Origin of the sequence: Mesorhizobium maamorense, from assembly GCF_044998965.1 — a bacterium.
Taxonomy (GTDB): domain Bacteria; phylum Pseudomonadota; class Alphaproteobacteria; order Rhizobiales; family Rhizobiaceae; genus Mesorhizobium.
Window position 1 is genome coordinate 6,533,003 of sequence record NZ_CP173356.1, and the last position, 16,317, is coordinate 6,549,319.

Annotated in this window: 13 protein-coding genes and 1 pseudogene; 6 read left to right on the forward strand and 8 right to left on the reverse strand. The window is 60.2% G+C overall.

Features of this window, described 5'->3' with window-relative positions; translation table 11 throughout:
* The first annotated feature begins 24 nt into the window (after nt 1–24).
* The 4 genes from ACIU1A_RS32415 (at nt 25) to ACIU1A_RS32430 (ending at nt 4,383) form a co-directional block, all read left to right on the forward strand.
* Nucleotides 25–1,386, forward strand: a complete 1,362-nt coding sequence (locus tag ACIU1A_RS32415) for a mandelate racemase/muconate lactonizing enzyme family protein (protein WP_404926206.1) — start codon at nt 25–27, stop codon at nt 1,384–1,386.
* 102 nt (nt 1,387–1,488) lie between these two features.
* Nucleotides 1,489–1,815, forward strand: coding sequence for an NIPSNAP family protein (locus tag ACIU1A_RS32420; protein WP_404926207.1), 327 nt, complete (start codon nt 1,489–1,491; stop codon nt 1,813–1,815).
* A gap of 9 nt (nt 1,816–1,824) precedes the next feature.
* Nucleotides 1,825–3,024 carry a mandelate racemase/muconate lactonizing enzyme family protein gene (locus ACIU1A_RS32425; protein ID WP_140496529.1) on the forward strand — a complete coding sequence of 400 codons (1,200 nt, stop codon included), beginning with the start codon at nt 1,825–1,827 and terminating at the stop codon, nt 3,022–3,024.
* A 141-nt stretch (nt 3,025–3,165) separates the two neighbouring features.
* The gene (locus tag ACIU1A_RS32430) at nt 3,166–4,383 is read left to right on the forward strand and encodes a DUF2235 domain-containing protein (protein ID WP_404926208.1); all 1,218 of its coding nucleotides are present in this window, start codon (nt 3,166–3,168) and stop codon (nt 4,381–4,383) included.
* 121 nt (nt 4,384–4,504) lie between these two features.
* Here ACIU1A_RS32430 and ACIU1A_RS32435 read toward each other — a convergent pair whose 3' ends face one another.
* From ACIU1A_RS32435 to ACIU1A_RS32470, 8 genes and pseudogenes are all read right to left on the reverse strand, one after another.
* Nucleotides 4,505–5,386 carry an ABC transporter permease gene (locus ACIU1A_RS32435; protein WP_404926209.1) on the reverse strand — a complete coding sequence of 294 codons (882 nt, stop codon included), beginning with the start codon at nt 5,384–5,386 and terminating at the stop codon, nt 4,505–4,507.
* A 62-nt stretch (nt 5,387–5,448) separates the two neighbouring features.
* Nucleotides 5,449–7,023 carry a sugar ABC transporter ATP-binding protein gene (locus tag ACIU1A_RS32440; RefSeq protein WP_404926210.1) on the reverse strand — a complete coding sequence of 525 codons (1,575 nt, stop codon included), beginning with the start codon at nt 7,021–7,023 and terminating at the stop codon, nt 5,449–5,451.
* 165 nt (nt 7,024–7,188) lie between these two features.
* On the reverse strand, nt 7,189–8,331 hold the full coding sequence (locus tag ACIU1A_RS32445; RefSeq protein ID WP_140496521.1) for a substrate-binding domain-containing protein: 1,143 nt from the start codon (nt 8,329–8,331) through the stop codon (nt 7,189–7,191).
* Between the two features lie 76 nt (nt 8,332–8,407).
* Nucleotides 8,408–9,892: an aldehyde dehydrogenase gene (gene aldA / locus ACIU1A_RS32450; RefSeq protein WP_404926211.1), complete on the reverse strand. Its 1,485-nt coding sequence runs from the start codon at nt 9,890–9,892 to the stop codon at nt 8,408–8,410.
* Nucleotides 9,893–9,933: 41 nt separating this feature from the next.
* Nucleotides 9,934–10,938 carry a 4-hydroxythreonine-4-phosphate dehydrogenase PdxA gene (pdxA, locus tag ACIU1A_RS32455; RefSeq protein WP_404926212.1) on the reverse strand — a complete coding sequence of 335 codons (1,005 nt, stop codon included), beginning with the start codon at nt 10,936–10,938 and terminating at the stop codon, nt 9,934–9,936.
* A 250-nt stretch (nt 10,939–11,188) separates the two neighbouring features.
* Nucleotides 11,189–11,713, reverse strand: a complete 525-nt coding sequence (locus tag ACIU1A_RS32460) for a nucleotide-binding domain containing protein (RefSeq protein ID WP_224518989.1) — start codon at nt 11,711–11,713, stop codon at nt 11,189–11,191.
* A gap of 261 nt (nt 11,714–11,974) precedes the next feature.
* Nucleotides 11,975–12,289 (reverse strand): annotated as a pseudogene (locus ACIU1A_RS32465) (four-carbon acid sugar kinase family protein); the annotation flags it as partial.
* Complete coding sequence (locus ACIU1A_RS32470) at nt 12,276–13,175, reverse strand: DeoR/GlpR family DNA-binding transcription regulator (RefSeq protein ID WP_404926213.1); 900 nt, start codon at nt 13,173–13,175, stop codon at nt 12,276–12,278. The pseudogene ACIU1A_RS32465 and the gene ACIU1A_RS32470, both read right to left, overlap by 14 nt.
* Before the next feature lie 1,765 nt (nt 13,176–14,940).
* Between ACIU1A_RS32470 and ACIU1A_RS32475 the strand changes: the two genes are divergently transcribed.
* Nucleotides 14,941–15,576 carry a calcium-binding protein gene (locus ACIU1A_RS32475; RefSeq protein ID WP_404926214.1) on the forward strand — a complete coding sequence of 212 codons (636 nt, stop codon included), beginning with the start codon at nt 14,941–14,943 and terminating at the stop codon, nt 15,574–15,576.
* Nucleotides 15,540–15,809 (forward strand): hypothetical protein, encoded by a 270-nt coding sequence (locus ACIU1A_RS32480; protein ID WP_404926215.1) that lies wholly within the window; start codon nt 15,540–15,542, stop codon nt 15,807–15,809. The genes ACIU1A_RS32475 and ACIU1A_RS32480 overlap by 37 nt, the downstream gene beginning before the upstream one ends.
* The last annotated feature ends 508 nt before the right edge of the window (nt 15,810–16,317 follow it).

The window sequence follows — 16,317 nt, forward strand, 5'->3', positions numbered from 1 at the left end:
TGCCTACCAAAACGAGGATAAGTGATGCCCAAGACCGGTGGAGCCGACGAAGCCCTTGATCGAGTGAACGTGAACTCCAAGCCGTCCGATCTTCGCATCACCGACATGCGGGTGGCCGAAATCGTCGGCGCACCGTTCACGACGGCGCTGCTCAAGATCTACACCAACCAGGGCATCGTCGGGCTTGGCGAGGTGCGCGACGGGGCCAGCGCCACCTACGCGCTGATGCTGAAGAGCCGGTTGCTTGGCGAGAATCCTTGCAATATCGACCGCCTGTTTCGCCGGATCAAGCAGTTCGGCGGGCACGGCCGGCAAGGCGGCGGCGTCTCGGCGGTCGAAATCGCGCTGTGGGATCTCGCCGGCAAGGCCTATGGCGTTCCGATCTACCAGATGCTCGGCGGCCGATTTCGGGAGAAGGTGCGCCTCTATTGCGATACCGATGCAACCGTGCCGAGCGGCACAGAAACCGGCAAGCGCCTCAAGCAGCGCATGGAGCTCGGCTTCACCTTCCTCAAGATGGATCTGGGGCTGATGCAGATCGCGGATGTGCCCGGCGCGGTCGTGTCTCCTGCCGGCTCACTCGAGGGCTACCGCGTTCATCCCGCCCGCGGCCCGCTCAAGACCGTTGATGAGCGGCGCGCCCGCAACGCGGCCTACAACCTGCATAATGTCGCCCACCCGTTTACCAGCCTCCATTTTTCCGACAAGGGCCTCGACCTGCTCGAGCAGTACATTGCCGAGGTTCGCGAGGTCATCGGCATGGAGATCCCTCTCGCCATAGACCACGTCGGCCACATCTCACTCCAGAACGGCATTCGGCTCGCCAGGCGAATTGAAAAATACGTGCCGGCCTGGCTCGAGGATGTAATCCCCTGGCAGTACACCGAGCAGTACCGGCAGTTGCAGGACGCCACCACGGTGCCCATCTGCACCGGCGAGGACATTTACCTCAAGGAGGGGTTCGAGCCTCTGCTCAAGAGCGGTGGCCTCTCCATTATCCACCCGGACCTGCTCACCAGCGGGGGCATCCTGGAGACCAAGAAGATCGGCGACATGGCGCAGGATCACGGCGTCGCCATGGCCATCCACATGGCCGAAAGTCCAATCGCAGCGATGGCCGCGGCCCATGTCGCGACCGCGACCGAGAATTTCATGGCGCTCGAATATCACTCCGCCGATGTCGACTGGTGGGACGATATCGTCACCGGCCTTCCCAAGCCGCTCGTGCAGGACGGGTTCATCACTGTTCCGGACAAGCCGGGTCTGGGGATCGACGACGTCGTAGACGAGGTGATCTCGCAGCATCTGCAGCCGGGTGTCACCGGCATCTGGCAATCCACCGAGCATTGGGACAATGAATATAGCTGGGACCGGACCTGGAGTTAGCCCAGACGCCCAGCCCTCATTCCTCAAGCTCACAGGGCCAACGACCGACTATTCGTGTCGACCTCTCCGAGGGGAGAGGCGAAGAAAGAAACGGACGAAACCATGATCTACGAACTGCGTATCTACGACTGCCTGCCGGGCAGGCTGCCGGCCTTGCTCAAGCGCTTTTCCGACCAAACGCTGGCCATCTGGGAGAGGCATGGCATCCGCCAAGCCGGGTTTTTCACCACGGCGATCGGCGAAAACAGCAATCGCCTTACCTATTTCCTCGCCTGGGAATCGCTGGCCGAGCGTGAGGCGAAATGGGCGGCTTTCGTCACCGATCCGGCATGGCACAGGGCCCGGGACGAGTCTGATCGTGACGGGCAGATCGTTGCCAATATCGCCAGCCAGCTGCTCACACCGACAGCTTTCTCGTCTGTGAAATAGGACTGTGCCATGAAGATCACCGACCTGCGCTGCGCCGTCATCGGGCGGCATCCCATCGTTCGCGTCGTCACTGACGAGGGCCTCCATGGCCTTGGCGAGGTCGAGTTCACAAAGACCTATCTCAAGCCCTTTGTGCTGCATTTCCGCGAGGCGCTGATCGGCGAGGATCCGACCGACGTCGAGCGGGTGATGCTGAAGATCCGCCAGCGAGGTTCGTTCAAGCCCTATGGCGCCGCCGTCTCCGCGATCGAGCATGCGCTGTGGGACATTGCCGGCAAGGCCGCTGGCGTGCCGGCCTACAAACTGCTCGGCGGCAAGGTGCGCGACAAGGTGCGCGTCTATAACGGCTCGATCCGCCGGAAACGCGCGGGCGACCGGCCGGAGGATTATGCGGCCGACGTCAAATGGATGATGGAGCAGCCGCAGAACTTCTTCATGGTCAAGCAAGGAATCTCGTTCCACTCGAACATGAAGGACAGCATCGAGGACTTCCATTATGGCGTGACGCAGAAGAAGGCCGGCTATCACGGTGCCATGGATCAGGGCGTGATCAGCGAGCGCGGTTTCAACCACATGCTCGACTGCGTGATCGCCATGAAGGAAGTGCTGGGCGACAAGGTCAGCCTGGCGCTCGACTGCGGCCCGGGCTGGATGCTGCCCGACGCGATCAAGTTCGCTCGCGCGGTGGAGAAGTACAATTTGATGTGGCTCGAGGACATGCTGACCGGTGACTATGTGCCGTGGGTCAATCCGCAGGCCTATCGGGAGCTGACAACCTCCACCTCGACGCCGATCCATACCGGCGAGCAGATCTACTTGCGGCACAATTTCAAGGAGCTGATCGAGACGCAGGCCGTGCGCGTCATCGGCCCCGATCCTGCCGATATCGGCGGTATTGCCGAACTCAAATGGGTCGCCGAGCACGCCTACATGCACTCCATCCTGATGGCGCCGCACGGCACCGCCAACGGCCTGCTGGGCCTCGGCGCCCTGATCAACGTTTGCGCCACCTTGCCCGCCAACTACATTGCCTTCGAATATCCGAGCGCCTCTGACCCCTGGTGGGAGGATCTCGTGATCGGCCTGCCGTCGCAGATCGTGAAGGACAGCATGGTGGACCTGCTGGAAGCGCCGGGACTGGGCCTCGATATCGACGCCGAAGCAGCCAGGAAGTATCTCAGGGAAGAGGATACGGGCTTCTTTGATTGAACCCCTCTTCTTTCGCCACCGGAACCACGCCGACCGCGCCGCTACATTCTCATCGGTATCCATCGTCAGACGCCTGTTGATGTGATCGACAGCTTGGGTCAAAGTCGGTTGGTCTGAACTGGACCTTCAAAGGCGGTGGCGTTGAAGCGGACTGGCAAAAACATCGTTGTCTGCTGCGATGGAACGGGAAACCAGATCGAGCGCAATCTCTCGAATGTCTTGAAGTTGTTCCGCATCCTGAAGAAGAATGAGGAGCAGCGCGTCTATTATGACGCCGGCATAGGAACCATCGGTGCCAGCGATGCCTGGACGCGATGGCGCCAGAACGCGAAATCCGTGTTCGAGCTCGCAACTGGATATGGTCTCGACGCTGAAATCGCCGGCGCCTACGCCTTCATCTGCAGGCACTACGTCGAAGGGGACGTAATCTTCCTCTTTGGCTTCAGCCGCGGAGCCTATACAGCCCGCGCCGTTGCGGGCTTGATCCACATGATCGGCCTGCTGCATCCGGACCAACTCAACATCGTCGAGTATGCCGTAAGCTCTTACAAGCAAGCCAGCGATGAGCACGACCTTAGCGTTGCCTGGCACTTTTCCAAGGTTTCAGGAGCCCGGGACGCGCGCATCAGATTTCTTGGTGTTTGGGACACCGTGGCGTCGATCATCGTGCCGCGAAGCGACCGGCTTCTGCCACAGCTCCTCACACTGCCGCATACGAGGACCAACCCGAGCGTCGAAGCCTTTCGACATGCAATTGCGATCGATGAGCATCGCCGCATGTTCCGGCTGAACCGGTGGATCGAGCCGCAGCCGTTCGTCGAAAATCCTTTCGACAAGATTGCGCCGGCAAAAGAGCAGGATATCAAACAAGTCTGGTTCGCCGGATCTCATTCGGATATCGGCGGTGGCTATCCTGAAGAGGAAAGCGCCATATCCAAATTTCCGCTCGACTGGATGATTGATCAGGCCAAAGCATTTGGATTGCAGACCAATTCCCGCATGCTGGAGCGGCTTGTCTTCGGGGAAGGGAAGGGCGAGGGGACGATGACGTTCGTCAGCCCCGATCCGTTGGGGATCGTGCATGATTCAATGGCCGTGGGCTGGAAGCCGCTCGAGTGGATTCCAAAATCGGTTAAATGGCGTGAATGGAAGCGAAAATCGGTCCTCGGCTTCTACCTACCGCAAGCCGAGCCGCGCACGATCGAGCGACAGGAACGGCGGCCGCTGGTCCATCAGTCGGTTCTGGATCGGAAGGCGGCGATCCCGGCCTATAAGCCCGAGAATTTTCCAACGGCATTCAATGTTGAACCCTATGGTGACCTCATGAAGGATCACCTGGCCAACGAAGCCGCTACCTAGCGCAGACACCGAGCGGGCCAGCAGGTCTGTGACGGCAGAGAATTTCGGGTGGGTCGGTCCTACTTCGGCAGTCAACGCGTGGAACGCGCGCGTTTCGTCGGGTCATGGAACTCTGCTGCTTTCAACGCCGGTTCAACGAGACGGCAATGATGATGATAGCGCCCTTGATCACCTCCTGGATGCTGGTCGAAAGACCGAGCACGAGAAGACCGAATCCGAGAATTCCTATGAAGATTGCTCCGACGACAGAACCGACGATCGATCCATAGCCGCCGAAGAGACTTGTCCCGCCTATGATCACGGCCGCGATGACGTCGAGTTCGAGACCCGCCCCCAGGCTGGGATTGCCGGCGGTGGAGCGGGCCGCGAGCATCATGCCTGCAAGGGATGCCATCATGCCGGACAGCACAAAGGCGAAAATTTTGACGCTGTCCGTCCGCACCCCGGAAAAGCGGGCGGCTACAGGGTTTCCACCAGTCGCATAAACACGCCTGCCGAAGGGCATCTGGTGCAGAAGATAATAGCCGACGGAAGTTAGGACGATTGTCCACCAGATTGGCGCCTGCACGCCCAGAAAAATACCGTTCCAGAACAGGTTCGAGAAATCATCGTCGACGATCGACACTGGCCGGGTGCCGGTGATCGTCAGCGCCAGTCCGGAAAAGATCGACAGCATGCCAAGGGTCACAAGAAACGATGGAATGCGTATTTTTGTAACAAGGATGCCGGAGGTGGCCCCGATCGCTGCGCCGGCTGCCAGCACCAGAAGAGCTGCGACGTAGGTGGGAACATCCTGGCCGAGCAGCAGCGCTCCGATCATCCCTGAAAAACTTGCAACCGATCCTACCGACAGGTCGATTTCGCCGCAGATGATGACGAATGTCATGCCGATCGCCATTGCCGAAACGATGGCCGTGATGCGCAGAACCGCGCTTGCGGTCGACACAGACGCGAAGTGGGGAGCAAACAGGACGAAGTAGAGGGTTATCGCCAGGAAGATCACATAGGTGATGTGATCGCGGAAAAAATTTATCGCATTTGCGTGCGAGGGCATAGGCGAAGGTTTCATGCTGCAACTCCCTGGGCGCGCGTACTGGCTTGTCTGGCCGCCTCGGCCTGCAGCAACGCGCGAAGTTTTGTCTCGTCGTCCGCGCGATCGATGCTGCGCGTGATCCGCCCTTGCGCCATCACCAGAATGCGATCGGACAAATCCAGGAGTTCTTCGAGTTCCGAAGAAATGAGCAGCACGGCGACGCCTTCGCCGGCCGTGCGGCGCACAAGGTCGCGCATATCGCGCTTGGCATTGATGTCGACGCCGGAGGTTGGCTCGTCGAGGATCAACAGCTTCGGCTTCATGGCCAGCCATTTGGCGAAGACGATCTTCTGCTGATTGCCGCCCGAAAGCTCCTGGGCTTTCTGTAAGGGACCGCGGCACAGGATACTGAGATCGTCCCGGTATTGTCTGAACAGGGCCGTTATCCGGGCCTTCGCCATCGGCCCGAACGGACCCGCCAGCGAGAACTCGGAAAGGCGGGGGAGCGCGAGGTTCTCCTCGATCGAGCGCCCACCCACAAGACCTTCGAGCCGACGGTCTTCGGGAACAAGCGCGATACCGGCAGCGATGGCCCTGCTCACACTGCCCGGCTGGACGGGGTCGCTCCCGACGGCGATGTGGCCGGTTACATCCGGAAGGATGCCGAACAAAGCCTTGCCCAGGGTCGAGCGGCCACTGCCGACAAGCCCGGCAAGGCCGACGATCTCGCCCGGGCTGATCGAAAACGACACGCCGGACAGTTTGCGCGAGGTGGCAAGGTCACGGACCTCAAGAGCCGGCGTCCCTGCGGGCGTTGCAGGCTGCCGATTTGCTGCGGGAGGGGAAGGCGTTTGGACCTTGGGCCGGGACATCAACGCCGCGATATCCTCGATGGACGTTTTCTCCGGATGGAGCGGGCCGACCAGTCGTCCATCCTTGATAATCGAGATGCGATCCGAAAGCTGCAGCACATCGGCCATGCGATGGCTGATGTAGACGATACCGATTCCGTTCTGCTTAAGCTGACCGATTGTCCGAAAAAGCGTTTCCTCCTCATGGATGGTCAGGGACGAAGTCGGCTCGTCCATTACGAGCAGCTTGGCGCCCCGCGAGATCGCTTTGAGAATCTCGACCATCTGGCGCTGAGCAAACGCCAGGTCGCCCACACGTGCCGAAGCGTCGAGCGAGAAGGCATACCGCTCGATCAGAGCCTGGGCCTCGCGCACCATCTTTCTGGCATCGACACGTCGGCCGAAGGCGAGCGGTTCGCGAAGGATAAACAGGTTTTCGGCAACCGAACGGTTCGGCAAGACGCTCAGCTCCTGGAAGATCATTGCGATCCCGCGATCGATCCTCTCTCGAAGCGACAGGGCGGTGACATCCTCGCCGTCGAACAGAATCCGGCCTTCGTCCGTCCGATACGCGCCCATGAGGATCTTCATGAGCGTCGACTTGCCCGCACCATTTTCGCCGAGCAGTGCATGCGTTTCGCCGGCCTTGACCTCGAACGAAATGTCCGACAGCACGCGGTTCGCGCCAAACGACTTGCCGATGCGTTGCATCGTTACGATAGGGCGCTGGGACGTTGAAGTTTTCGCTTCGGCCATGACGATTTCTCGATCGCTCGGGGAGCGCCGGCGGACTGCTGCGGCCCGCCGGCGAAAGAAGGAGCCAGAGCAATTCCAGGAAAAGTGTGTACGGTTTTCCGTCTGGAATTGCGCAAAAACAAAGAGATAGAGCGGTTCGCCGTTTCCGTGAAACGGTGAACTGCTCTAGAAGCACTCGCCGTTGCAGATTTTCACCACCGAAGCCGGCGCATCTTCCTTGGTGACCTGTTTGAGGGCACTGAGAAGGTCGAGCTTCTTGACGCGCAACGTCGGTACCGAAATGTACGGCGGGACGTCATGTCCAAGCAGTGCAAGCGCGGCCGCCTTGGCCTCCGCGACACCCTGGTCGTAGGGGCGTTGCGCACCCACGGCCAGAAACTCGCCACGTGCAACGTTCAGCGCGCTGTCTGCGGCAATGTCATTCGTGGTGATGACAATGTCGCGGCCGAGTGTCTTGGCCGCGGCCACGACCTGCTGCGCAGGCGTGTCCCAGGCAACGAAAATGCCCTTCATGTCGGGATGCGCCGTCAACATGGCGGTGGCGACCTCGTAGGCCTTTTCAGGCGCGGTGAAGGTACCGACGTCCGCGACCTTGATGTCGGGGTGTTCGCCGAATGCCTTGAGTGCGCCGACCTTGCGGGCCGCGACAGAGTAGTAATAGTCATAGACCAGTGTGATGATGCCGACCTCGCCCTTGCCGCCAATGGCCCCGACAAGTTCCTGGGCGGCGAAATAGGCGTTCTTCTCATTGTCGGAGGCGACAACGGACACATAGTCCTTGCCCGGCGCCATATCGACCGGAACATTGTCCATGAAAACCAGCTTGATGCCGGCTGCCGCCGCCTTCTTGTAGGCTTCGGATTCGGACTTCGGATCGATCGGGATCGAGAAGATCACATCCGGCTTGCGTGCGATCATCTGCTCGAGATCGCTGATCTGCTGGCCGGGCTGGAACTTGGCGTCGGTGGTTCCGACAACCTCGATGCCAAGGTCCTTGAGCGTGTTCGAGATCCCGGCCACCTGCAATTGAGGCCAGCCGGCATCCATCGTGTGCATCACCAGCCCGGCGGTGAACTTTCCGGCCTTCAGCTTTGCAAGGTCGGCATCGGAGAATTTCAGCACGTCTGGCGACACCGCCGGTGGACCGTCAGGGAAGCCCGGAACGGGTTGGCCTCTCGGCGACAGGGGCAACGGCTCAAGCAATGCCTTTGCTTCCGGTGGAATGGTGTCGTCGGCGATCGCCGAAGATGCGGCCAGTCCTGATAGTGCCACGGCCAAAGCCGCCGCCATGAATCCACGATAGTGCATTTTATTCCTCCCGATGAGATGAAACGGCCATTGCGGCCGGGTAGCGACCTGGCTGGTCGTACTGGCTGGGCGCTGTTCAGCGCCCGTAAGGCATCAATGCCGCCGTGGCGGCACCCGAGTAATTCACGTAGACCGTCTTCTTGCGCATGTAGCTCTCGAGCCCGTGTACGCCGTCATCACCGCCCAATCCGCTCTCGCGGAAGCCGACATGGAAGCCCTGCAGCATTTCTGGCCCGATCCGGTTCACATAGATTTCGCCAAACGAAACCTCGTTGACGGCGTTCATGACGCGACCCAGATCGTTGGTGAAAAGATAGGCCGACAGGCCATAGCGACTGGCATTGGTGATGCTGACTGCCTCCTCGAAGGTGTCGAAGGGCATGATAGGCACGACCGGGCCGAAGATTTCCCGCGTCATGATCGGCATGTCGGGCGTCACGTCGGTCAATACGGTCGGATTGAGCCAGTAGCCACCGTCGATCGGCGCCTTGGCCGGGCGTCCGCCGGCCAGAGCCAGCTTCGCGCCGCCCGCGACGGCTTCCGCCAGGACCACCTCGACCTTTTCCAATTCCTCACGGCTGACTTTGGGACCGATATCGGTATTCGCCTGCATCGGATCACCGACGACCAGCGACTTCGAGAACTCCACGAAGCGCGTGACGAACTGATCGTAAATCGAACGGTGGACGAGCGTGCGTTCGTTGCATATGCAGACCTGCCCGCAATTCATGTAGCGCGAGGTGGCCGCCGACCGCACCGCCAGGTCGAGATCGGCATCGGCCAGGACGATGAAGGGCGCCTTGCCGCCAAGCTCCAGCGAAACGGGCGTCAGGTTGCGCGAAGCATTCACCATGATGCGCTTGCCGGTCGGCACGCTTCCGGTCATGGTGATGAGGTCGACGCCGGGTTCCGTGCACAGCACCTCGCCTATGGTTTCGCCTCGTCCTGTTATGATGTTGACGACGCCGTCCGGCACGCCCGCTTCCACAAAGATGCGAGCCATTTCGAGCGCCGAAAGCGGCGTGTCTTCATGCGGTTTGAGGACGATGGTGTCGCCGGCGATCATGGCGGGCGCCACCTTTCGGCTGACCAGGGCGCTCGGATAATTCCAGGGAATGATGGCGGCGACGACGCCTACGGGTACGCGCTGGATCCAGACCTGCTCTCCCGCGTAGTCGGATGGCAGGATCTCACCTTGAATGCGGCGGGCAAACTCGGCGTAGTAGTCGAAGAACTCGGCCGCACCGCCCACTTCACCCATGGCCTCATTGATCGGCTTGCCTTGCTCCCTGACGACCACCTCGGCCAGATGTCGGGTGTTCTGCCGGATCAAGACCGCGATCCGCTTCATGATCGCCGCACGGGCGAGGGGTGATTTGAGCCCCCAGGCTTTCTGCGCCTTACGGGCTGCCTCTATCGCCTGGCGAGCCTGATCCGGACTTGCCTCGGGCACGTCGACAAAAACCTTGCCGTTGGCCGGGTTGATCACCGGGCGCGTGCCGGCTTCGCCGGTGACAAATCTGCCGTCGATCAGCATGAGATGGGACTTCTCTACAGCCATGGTTCGATCCGCTTCTTCGTGCGTTGCAGGCGTGCCGGTGCCTAAGGTTTGGATTTTGCCGCGGCCATCTGGACGGCGAACTCGATCGCCTCGACCAGGCTGTCCTCGTTGGCGATGCCCTTGCCGGCGATATCGAAGGCCGTGCCGTGGTCCACGGAGGTGCGGATGATCGGAAGGCCGAGCGTCACATTGACACCGGAGAGCGCTTTCCACTCACCGGTCGCGGGATCGACATTGAAGCCGAGCAGTTTCACCGGAACATGGCCCTGATCGTGATACATCGCGACCACCGCGTCATACTGGCGGGCACGTAGCTTGACGAAGACCGTGTCGCCCGGAACAGGTCCAATCACGGTGAAATCGGGCGATGTGTAAGAGGCGACGACCGGGGTCGTGATGTCGATATCCTCACGACCGAAAATGCCGCCTTCGCCGGCGTGCGGGTTGAGCGCGGCAATCGCAATGCGCGGATGCGCAATGCCGAGGCCTTGCAATGCCTCGACGGTCAACTGGATCACCCGCCGCAATCGGGGTTCGGTCAGTTTCGATGGAACCTGAGCCAGCGCCACATGGGTCGAGACATGGCTGACGCGAAAATCGCCATGGGCAAGCATCATCACGGAATCGCGTGCGCCTGTCAGTTCTGCCAGCATGTCGGTATGGCCGGCATAGTGATAGCCGGCCAGGTTGAGCGCTTCCTTGTTGAGAGGAGCCGTAACGAGGCCTGCAATCGAGCCGGCCTGAGCCAGGCGAACAGCCTTTTCGATGGCCAGGTAGGCAAGGCGCCCGCCTTCGGCCGACATGACGCCTGTCTCTATGGGTATCCGCTCTGGTCCGGCCTCAAGAATGGCCACGGGCGGAAAATGTCCGTTGGGCGAAGCCGACGGTTCTTCCCGCTCGATACGTCCTGAAATGGACTCCATCGCGCGCATCGCGGTGACGCTGCCGATGATGAGAAGCGACAGTGACCCCTCGGCAAGGCGCGGTTTCAGCCGTGCGCATGCCTTCGCGATGATCTCGGGGCCGATGCCCGCGGGATCACCCATTGTGATGCCGAGCCTTGGACCAGACATAAACACCCCATATCGGTCAATTGTGATCATCTTCTAATCCTTCTGGCCAGATATGCGCAATAGTTTTCTTTCGCGATCATTCGCAATCAAATTTCACGGCTGATCGGCCTCCGCTTCTCCCTCTGCGGGCTGAAATCTCGACCGCACTCGGCTTCGCAGTGTTTTTTGACGCTATTCGACCGGCAAGGCGGATGTGCCGCGTCTTCGCCGGCGATCGTCCTGATCAGGAACGCGCGAGAGCGGCAAGCCTGCAGAGCAGGGCGCTGTCGCCGAACGCGCCCGATTTCGAAATCGTGGCCAGCCCCTCGAAAACGCCGCCTTTGATGACGGAAACCGGCAGCCCCGGCTCGATCTCGCTTTCGACCGTGAGTTCGACGGCGCCTAGGCTGTCGCACACCGACCGCAATGTTTCGCCGCCAGTGACGAGCAACGTGCCGGGCTTCGGCAAATCTTCGAGAAGCGAGGCAAACACCTTGCCGATATGATCCGCCACCGCGTGGCGATCACCCGATGCAGCGACGCTGACAATTGATGGCGCGCCTTGCATCATCCGCTCCGCCAAGCGCTTTCTCGCTTTGTCGATGTCGCGTTCGATAACGATATGCGCATCCGCATGCCGGGCGGCAAAGAGGGCCACCTGTCCCGCTGTGACCTCGTGATTTGTGCCGACCAGGCCAAGGAACGGCCCGGATAACGCAAGAGCAGGCTTCTGCTGTGCTTTCATGTGCCGGGCGAGTGCCGCCGCCAAGCCGCCTGTACCGACCCACAAGATCCGTGCCTCCGGCATTCCGGCCGTTGCGACGATCTTGTCCAGGTCCGTGTCCGTTTCGGCGTCGTAGAGGGTGATGAAATGAGCCGACCGTGCCCCCGGTGTTGAACGCCCGGCCGAAAAGCGCTGGCCGAGGTCGGCGAGGAGGTCGGGACCTACCATTTCGGGGCGATCGAGCCGCCATTGGCGTCCGACGCGCGTAACGCGCCCCTGAAACGGGAAAGCAGGCGCCAGCACAACGCGCTGGTACGTCCCCTCGACGATGCAGGCTTCTATTTCGGCGATGACGTGACCGCGCAAAAGGCTGTCGATCTTCTTGAAACTCAGCTGTCCGGCGGCGAGCCATGGCGCGAGCGCCTGGTGCCTGGCGACGGCCGTGGCCTCGGCGCCCTCTCGTGTGGCGACATCGACAGCCATGCGCCCCGAAAACGGACCGTCCAGTCGCCAGCTCACCCCAATGCCGTGGCCAGGCGACGCGAAGGAAACCGCGCTGTCCAGGGCGCCGGTCAGGTCGTCGGCTACGACCCGGATATCCGCAATCTCAAGAGCGCTCAACTGAAGAACCTGGACGGCTGACGCGCACGACGCGGACGTTCACATCGAGCGTCCGAAGATTGGTGAGGTGAGCCTGATCGATGCCCTCGTCGGTAATGATCTGGTGGATATCGGCCAGACGGCAGATGGTGCAGAAATTGGGGGCAGTGAACTTCGAATTGTCCGCAAGCACGACGACACGGCGCGCCGCCGCGATCATCGCCTGCTTCATCGCCGCAACCTCTAGCGAGGTCTCCGTGAGCATGTCTCCGGTGATGGCATGGGTCCCAAGAATGGCCACATCGGCGTGGATGGTTCGCAGGAAATTCTCGCCGGGCTGGCCGACCAGGGTCAGTGAGCCCGGCTTGCAGGTGCCTCCAAGCATGACGAGGCGTACTTCCGGCACGGCTGCAAGTATCTGCGCGATCGCAAGGCTGTTGGTAACGGCCGTAAGCGGAATAGGCGCCGCGGCGATAGCGCGGGCGACTTCCAGCACGGTCGTGCTTGCGTCGAAAATGACGCTTTGGCCGGCGCGGAGTTCCGACATCATGGCGGCACCGATGGCCTCTTTCTCAGCCCTGGCGAAATGCGCCGCGGTGGCGAGATCCGGCTCGAAGGTGGCGAGTTCCGTGCGTTGAAGCATCGCCCCGCCATGCGTTCGCTCCAGTGCTCCCTGCCGTTCAAGCGTCTCGAGATCGCGCCGGATCGTCGAAGGCGATGCGCCGATGAGATCGATGAGCTCCTGAACGCCTACGGCTCCTTGCCGTTTAAGGCATTCGAGGATGAAGGCATGACGCTTGGCCGGAATCAAATCGACCCGTCCGCGCCCGCCATCGTCTTCCCATGACCCGGCGGACGCCGAGGGCGCCATGTCCTCCACCGCTGATTTTCGGACATTCCTTGCCACGTTTGTATCTCCGCACCGTGCCGCAAACGCTCGCCTGAATCACGCGAGCGATGTCCCGCAAATATCACGAATCCATCCAGCGAGCCCAATCGTTTGTCATTTTTGGTGGGCGATTTCCCACCGTTTTGGCTTCGTTAGAATTATTTTGACTGATTTTTGACCGCCAGCGTTAATCGAATGACGTCAGTCTTCGTCAATAAAAGTTGAAAACGAGCAGTTTTCGTCAAAAAGATGAAAATGGAGTCAGTGACGCAAGGTCCCCTGTAGGCTTCGTCGCGGACGGGGTTGGAGGAACACTGTCTTGCTAGTCAAGCCTGAAATCGGCCATCGTGGGCGTCGCTGCCGCGGCCTCGGATGTCAAGCGCCCCGCAGGGAAGGCAAGATGATAGGCGCTAAGGCGAGGAATTCCGACGCCAAGCTCCTCCGGCTCGAAGCCAAATTTAACGAACTCATCGAAAAGGTGGGGCGATCGCCGAAGGCCTTGCCATTTGGCAGGATCGGAAGCCGCCATTCAAATGGCGCTGCAGGCATCGCCAGATCGGCTCGGTGATAGACATGGCCAAGTTCCGCCCGGCGGCTTGGCGGTGGTTAAGAATTTCGACGCCGAGGCGAAGGGCGGCGAACGGAAATTGTCAAACCGGTCTGAGAAAAGCGTCAAACTCTGGAATTCGCCGCTATGACGCGATCCTAAAAAGACTTGAATATCAAAGGTATAAGGATGGTGCCCAGAGGCGGAATCCAAGCTATGGAAAACTCGCTCTGTTTCCAAATGGTTAGCGCGCCGCTATAGCAGAACTAGCCAACAGAAATACCAACAAAATATTTCTGTGGATTGGTTCGGTTCCTGGTTATCGCTCTATTCGCTCGATGCCATCGCGTCCTAACCTTAGCTCAAAAGCCCATTGCTGTCGCTACTCGAGTTTGGTGCAGATAGGCCCTCTCGATCGCATTTGCATGGCGCGTGAGCTAATCGCAGGTCCGCTACCTCCGATTTTCCCGACCTCTGATCGTCCTACCAATTGAAGATGGCGGAGCAAAGCGGCAATTCAGGATATGCGTCCTCCATAACTTTGATGTTTATATCACATACATGCGGAAAGGTACGGCGGAATCCACTATTGTCTGGTCGGAAGCCTCATCTGAGGTGAAAGCGAGCATGGGGGTGTGACGGTGCGGGCGTGAAGAGCATCGTCAGATTGTGCAGATCGCCCCCTATCATCGCCCCGCATAGGGCATGGTGTTGCGCAACCGCACGCAGCAGCAATGCGCCTTATTGAGGCCATGGCCACAATCGCTTTTGATACCGTATCGGACATACTCGCGTTTGTGAGCGATGGTTGAACCCAACTCCTATGCCCAAAAATCAAGTGAAAAGAATGTTAACTTTATTCGTTACGGAAATGTCTAGAATTGCATCCCCAGTAGGGATTGGACGTCGTGCTCATGCCCAAGACGGTGCCACAGATCGCCGCCTCTCGCCAACTTGACAGTACCGCGTGACGCTGCGCGCAACAACTTTGCCTCGACGGCGTCAAGTTGACAGTACCGATTCCGCTATAGCTCATCCAGAGCGTGGATGTTGCCATTGAAAAAATCAATTTCACCACTCTTCCGGAATACTGCATGAGAGGGTGCATAGGAGCTTCGTGATGGCTCCCACTCCAGCGCGCTCACAGCGACCTCAATGGTTGATCCGGCCGCCCCTCCGGGCGCGGCCGCAAACAGTGCGACCTCTCGGCTGGCGGACCTAACAAAGGAGATAGGCATGGCTACGATTAATGGCGCAGACCGCAGCGAGATCCTGCGCACGACGTTTGGATCGGACGTGATCTTTGGCAACTACGCTCTCGACCGTCATGCCGGTGGAGATGCCGTCGTCCCCCAGTTGGTCACTGGAGGCGGCCCTGATCCCGAGACCGACCCTGAACCATTTGTTGGTTCCAGGGATTCTAAACGTGTTCTTGGCCCTGACCTTTCCGCGGGCGCTGATCCCTACATCGGCGATGAACCTGATCCCTACATCGGCGATGAACCTGATCCCGACATCGGCGATGAATCTCCTTCCGGCGGATCTCATCCCGGCGACCCTGAACGCGGATTTGTTGATCCCGAGCACCCTGAACGTGAATTCCAAGCCGGGATCGTTGAGACGGGCGGAAAAGGGGTCGACTTCCTGACGGGCGGCGCCCAAGACGATGTGCTCATGGGCGGCGGAGGGGACGACAACGTGTTCGGCGACGGCGGAGACGATAATGTCTGGGGCGAGGACGGGGACGACATCGTGCTGGGGGGCGGCGGAGACGATAAGGTCATTGGCGGGGAGGGGGCCGACTGGCTGCTGGGGGGGGCGGAGACGATAAGCTCGTGGGCGGTTTGGACAAAGACACGTTCGAATTCCTGAGCGGCAGCGGCAAAGATCAAGTTTGGGATTTTATGCCTGGCGAGGACATCCTCCAGGTCAACAAGGGGATCAACGGCACCAACATCAAGACGCCCGCCGACCTCGCTAACGGCATTCGCCAAGTCTACGAAGGCACGGTTGTCGACCTCGGCAAGGACAACTCGATCCTGCTCCTTGATGTCAAGGCTGAGGACGTTCTCGCCCACCCAGACCTCTATTTCTTCCTCTTCTGACGGTGCAAGGAGGACGCTCCGGCTCCCGACCCAGGCGTCCATCGTGGGAGTCCTGGGCCTGGGAGGCCATGCCTTTGCCATGGCGACTCTGGAGGGGTTGCCACGAGGCTCGCGTCAAGGAAGGTTTCGCGTTGGCGCGAGTCATAGGTCCCAGATCGATCAGGGGCTGCCGGGCGGCGCAACCCTGATCTGGCTGCTGCGCAGCCCCGTCTGGCCGGTGCTGTCGGTCTCCACGTGCTGGAGCTGCAGGCTCATCTGGGTCAGCGCCTTCTGCATGGGCTGGATTGTAATGTCCCAGCGCCACACTCCTTCTCCCGCGTCGACGGACCATTATGCCGAACAAGCATGCAACCGGTTCGCAGCTGTCGCTTGGCACTTAATCATAAGAATGCGCCAGTTTCGTTCGGATTTGGCAGTTTATGAGAATCCTTGCTCATGCCGCCTCGGCCTCGAATTCCGGCTCCCAGTTCTCGACTGCTTCGTCGTTGATGTGCTCGCGGCCGCTCGC

Coding starts and splice junctions, on each gene's coding strand:
- aldA (WP_404926211.1), bottom strand. CDS start 9,892: ATGGCTGTAGAGAAGTCCCATCTCATGCTGATCGACGGCAGATTTGTC.
- ACIU1A_RS32415 (WP_404926206.1), top strand. CDS start 25: ATGCCCAAGACCGGTGGAGCCGACGAAGCCCTTGATCGAGTGAACGTG.
- ACIU1A_RS32420 (WP_404926207.1), top strand. CDS start 1,489: ATGATCTACGAACTGCGTATCTACGACTGCCTGCCGGGCAGGCTGCCG.
- ACIU1A_RS32475 (WP_404926214.1), top strand. CDS start 14,941: ATGGCTACGATTAATGGCGCAGACCGCAGCGAGATCCTGCGCACGACG.
- ACIU1A_RS32425 (WP_140496529.1), top strand. CDS start 1,825: ATGAAGATCACCGACCTGCGCTGCGCCGTCATCGGGCGGCATCCCATC.
- pdxA (WP_404926212.1), bottom strand. CDS start 10,938: ATGGGTGATCCCGCGGGCATCGGCCCCGAGATCATCGCGAAGGCATGC.
- ACIU1A_RS32445 (WP_140496521.1), bottom strand. CDS start 8,331: ATGCACTATCGTGGATTCATGGCGGCGGCTTTGGCCGTGGCACTATCA.
- ACIU1A_RS32440 (WP_404926210.1), bottom strand. CDS start 7,023: ATGGCCGAAGCGAAAACTTCAACGTCCCAGCGCCCTATCGTAACGATG.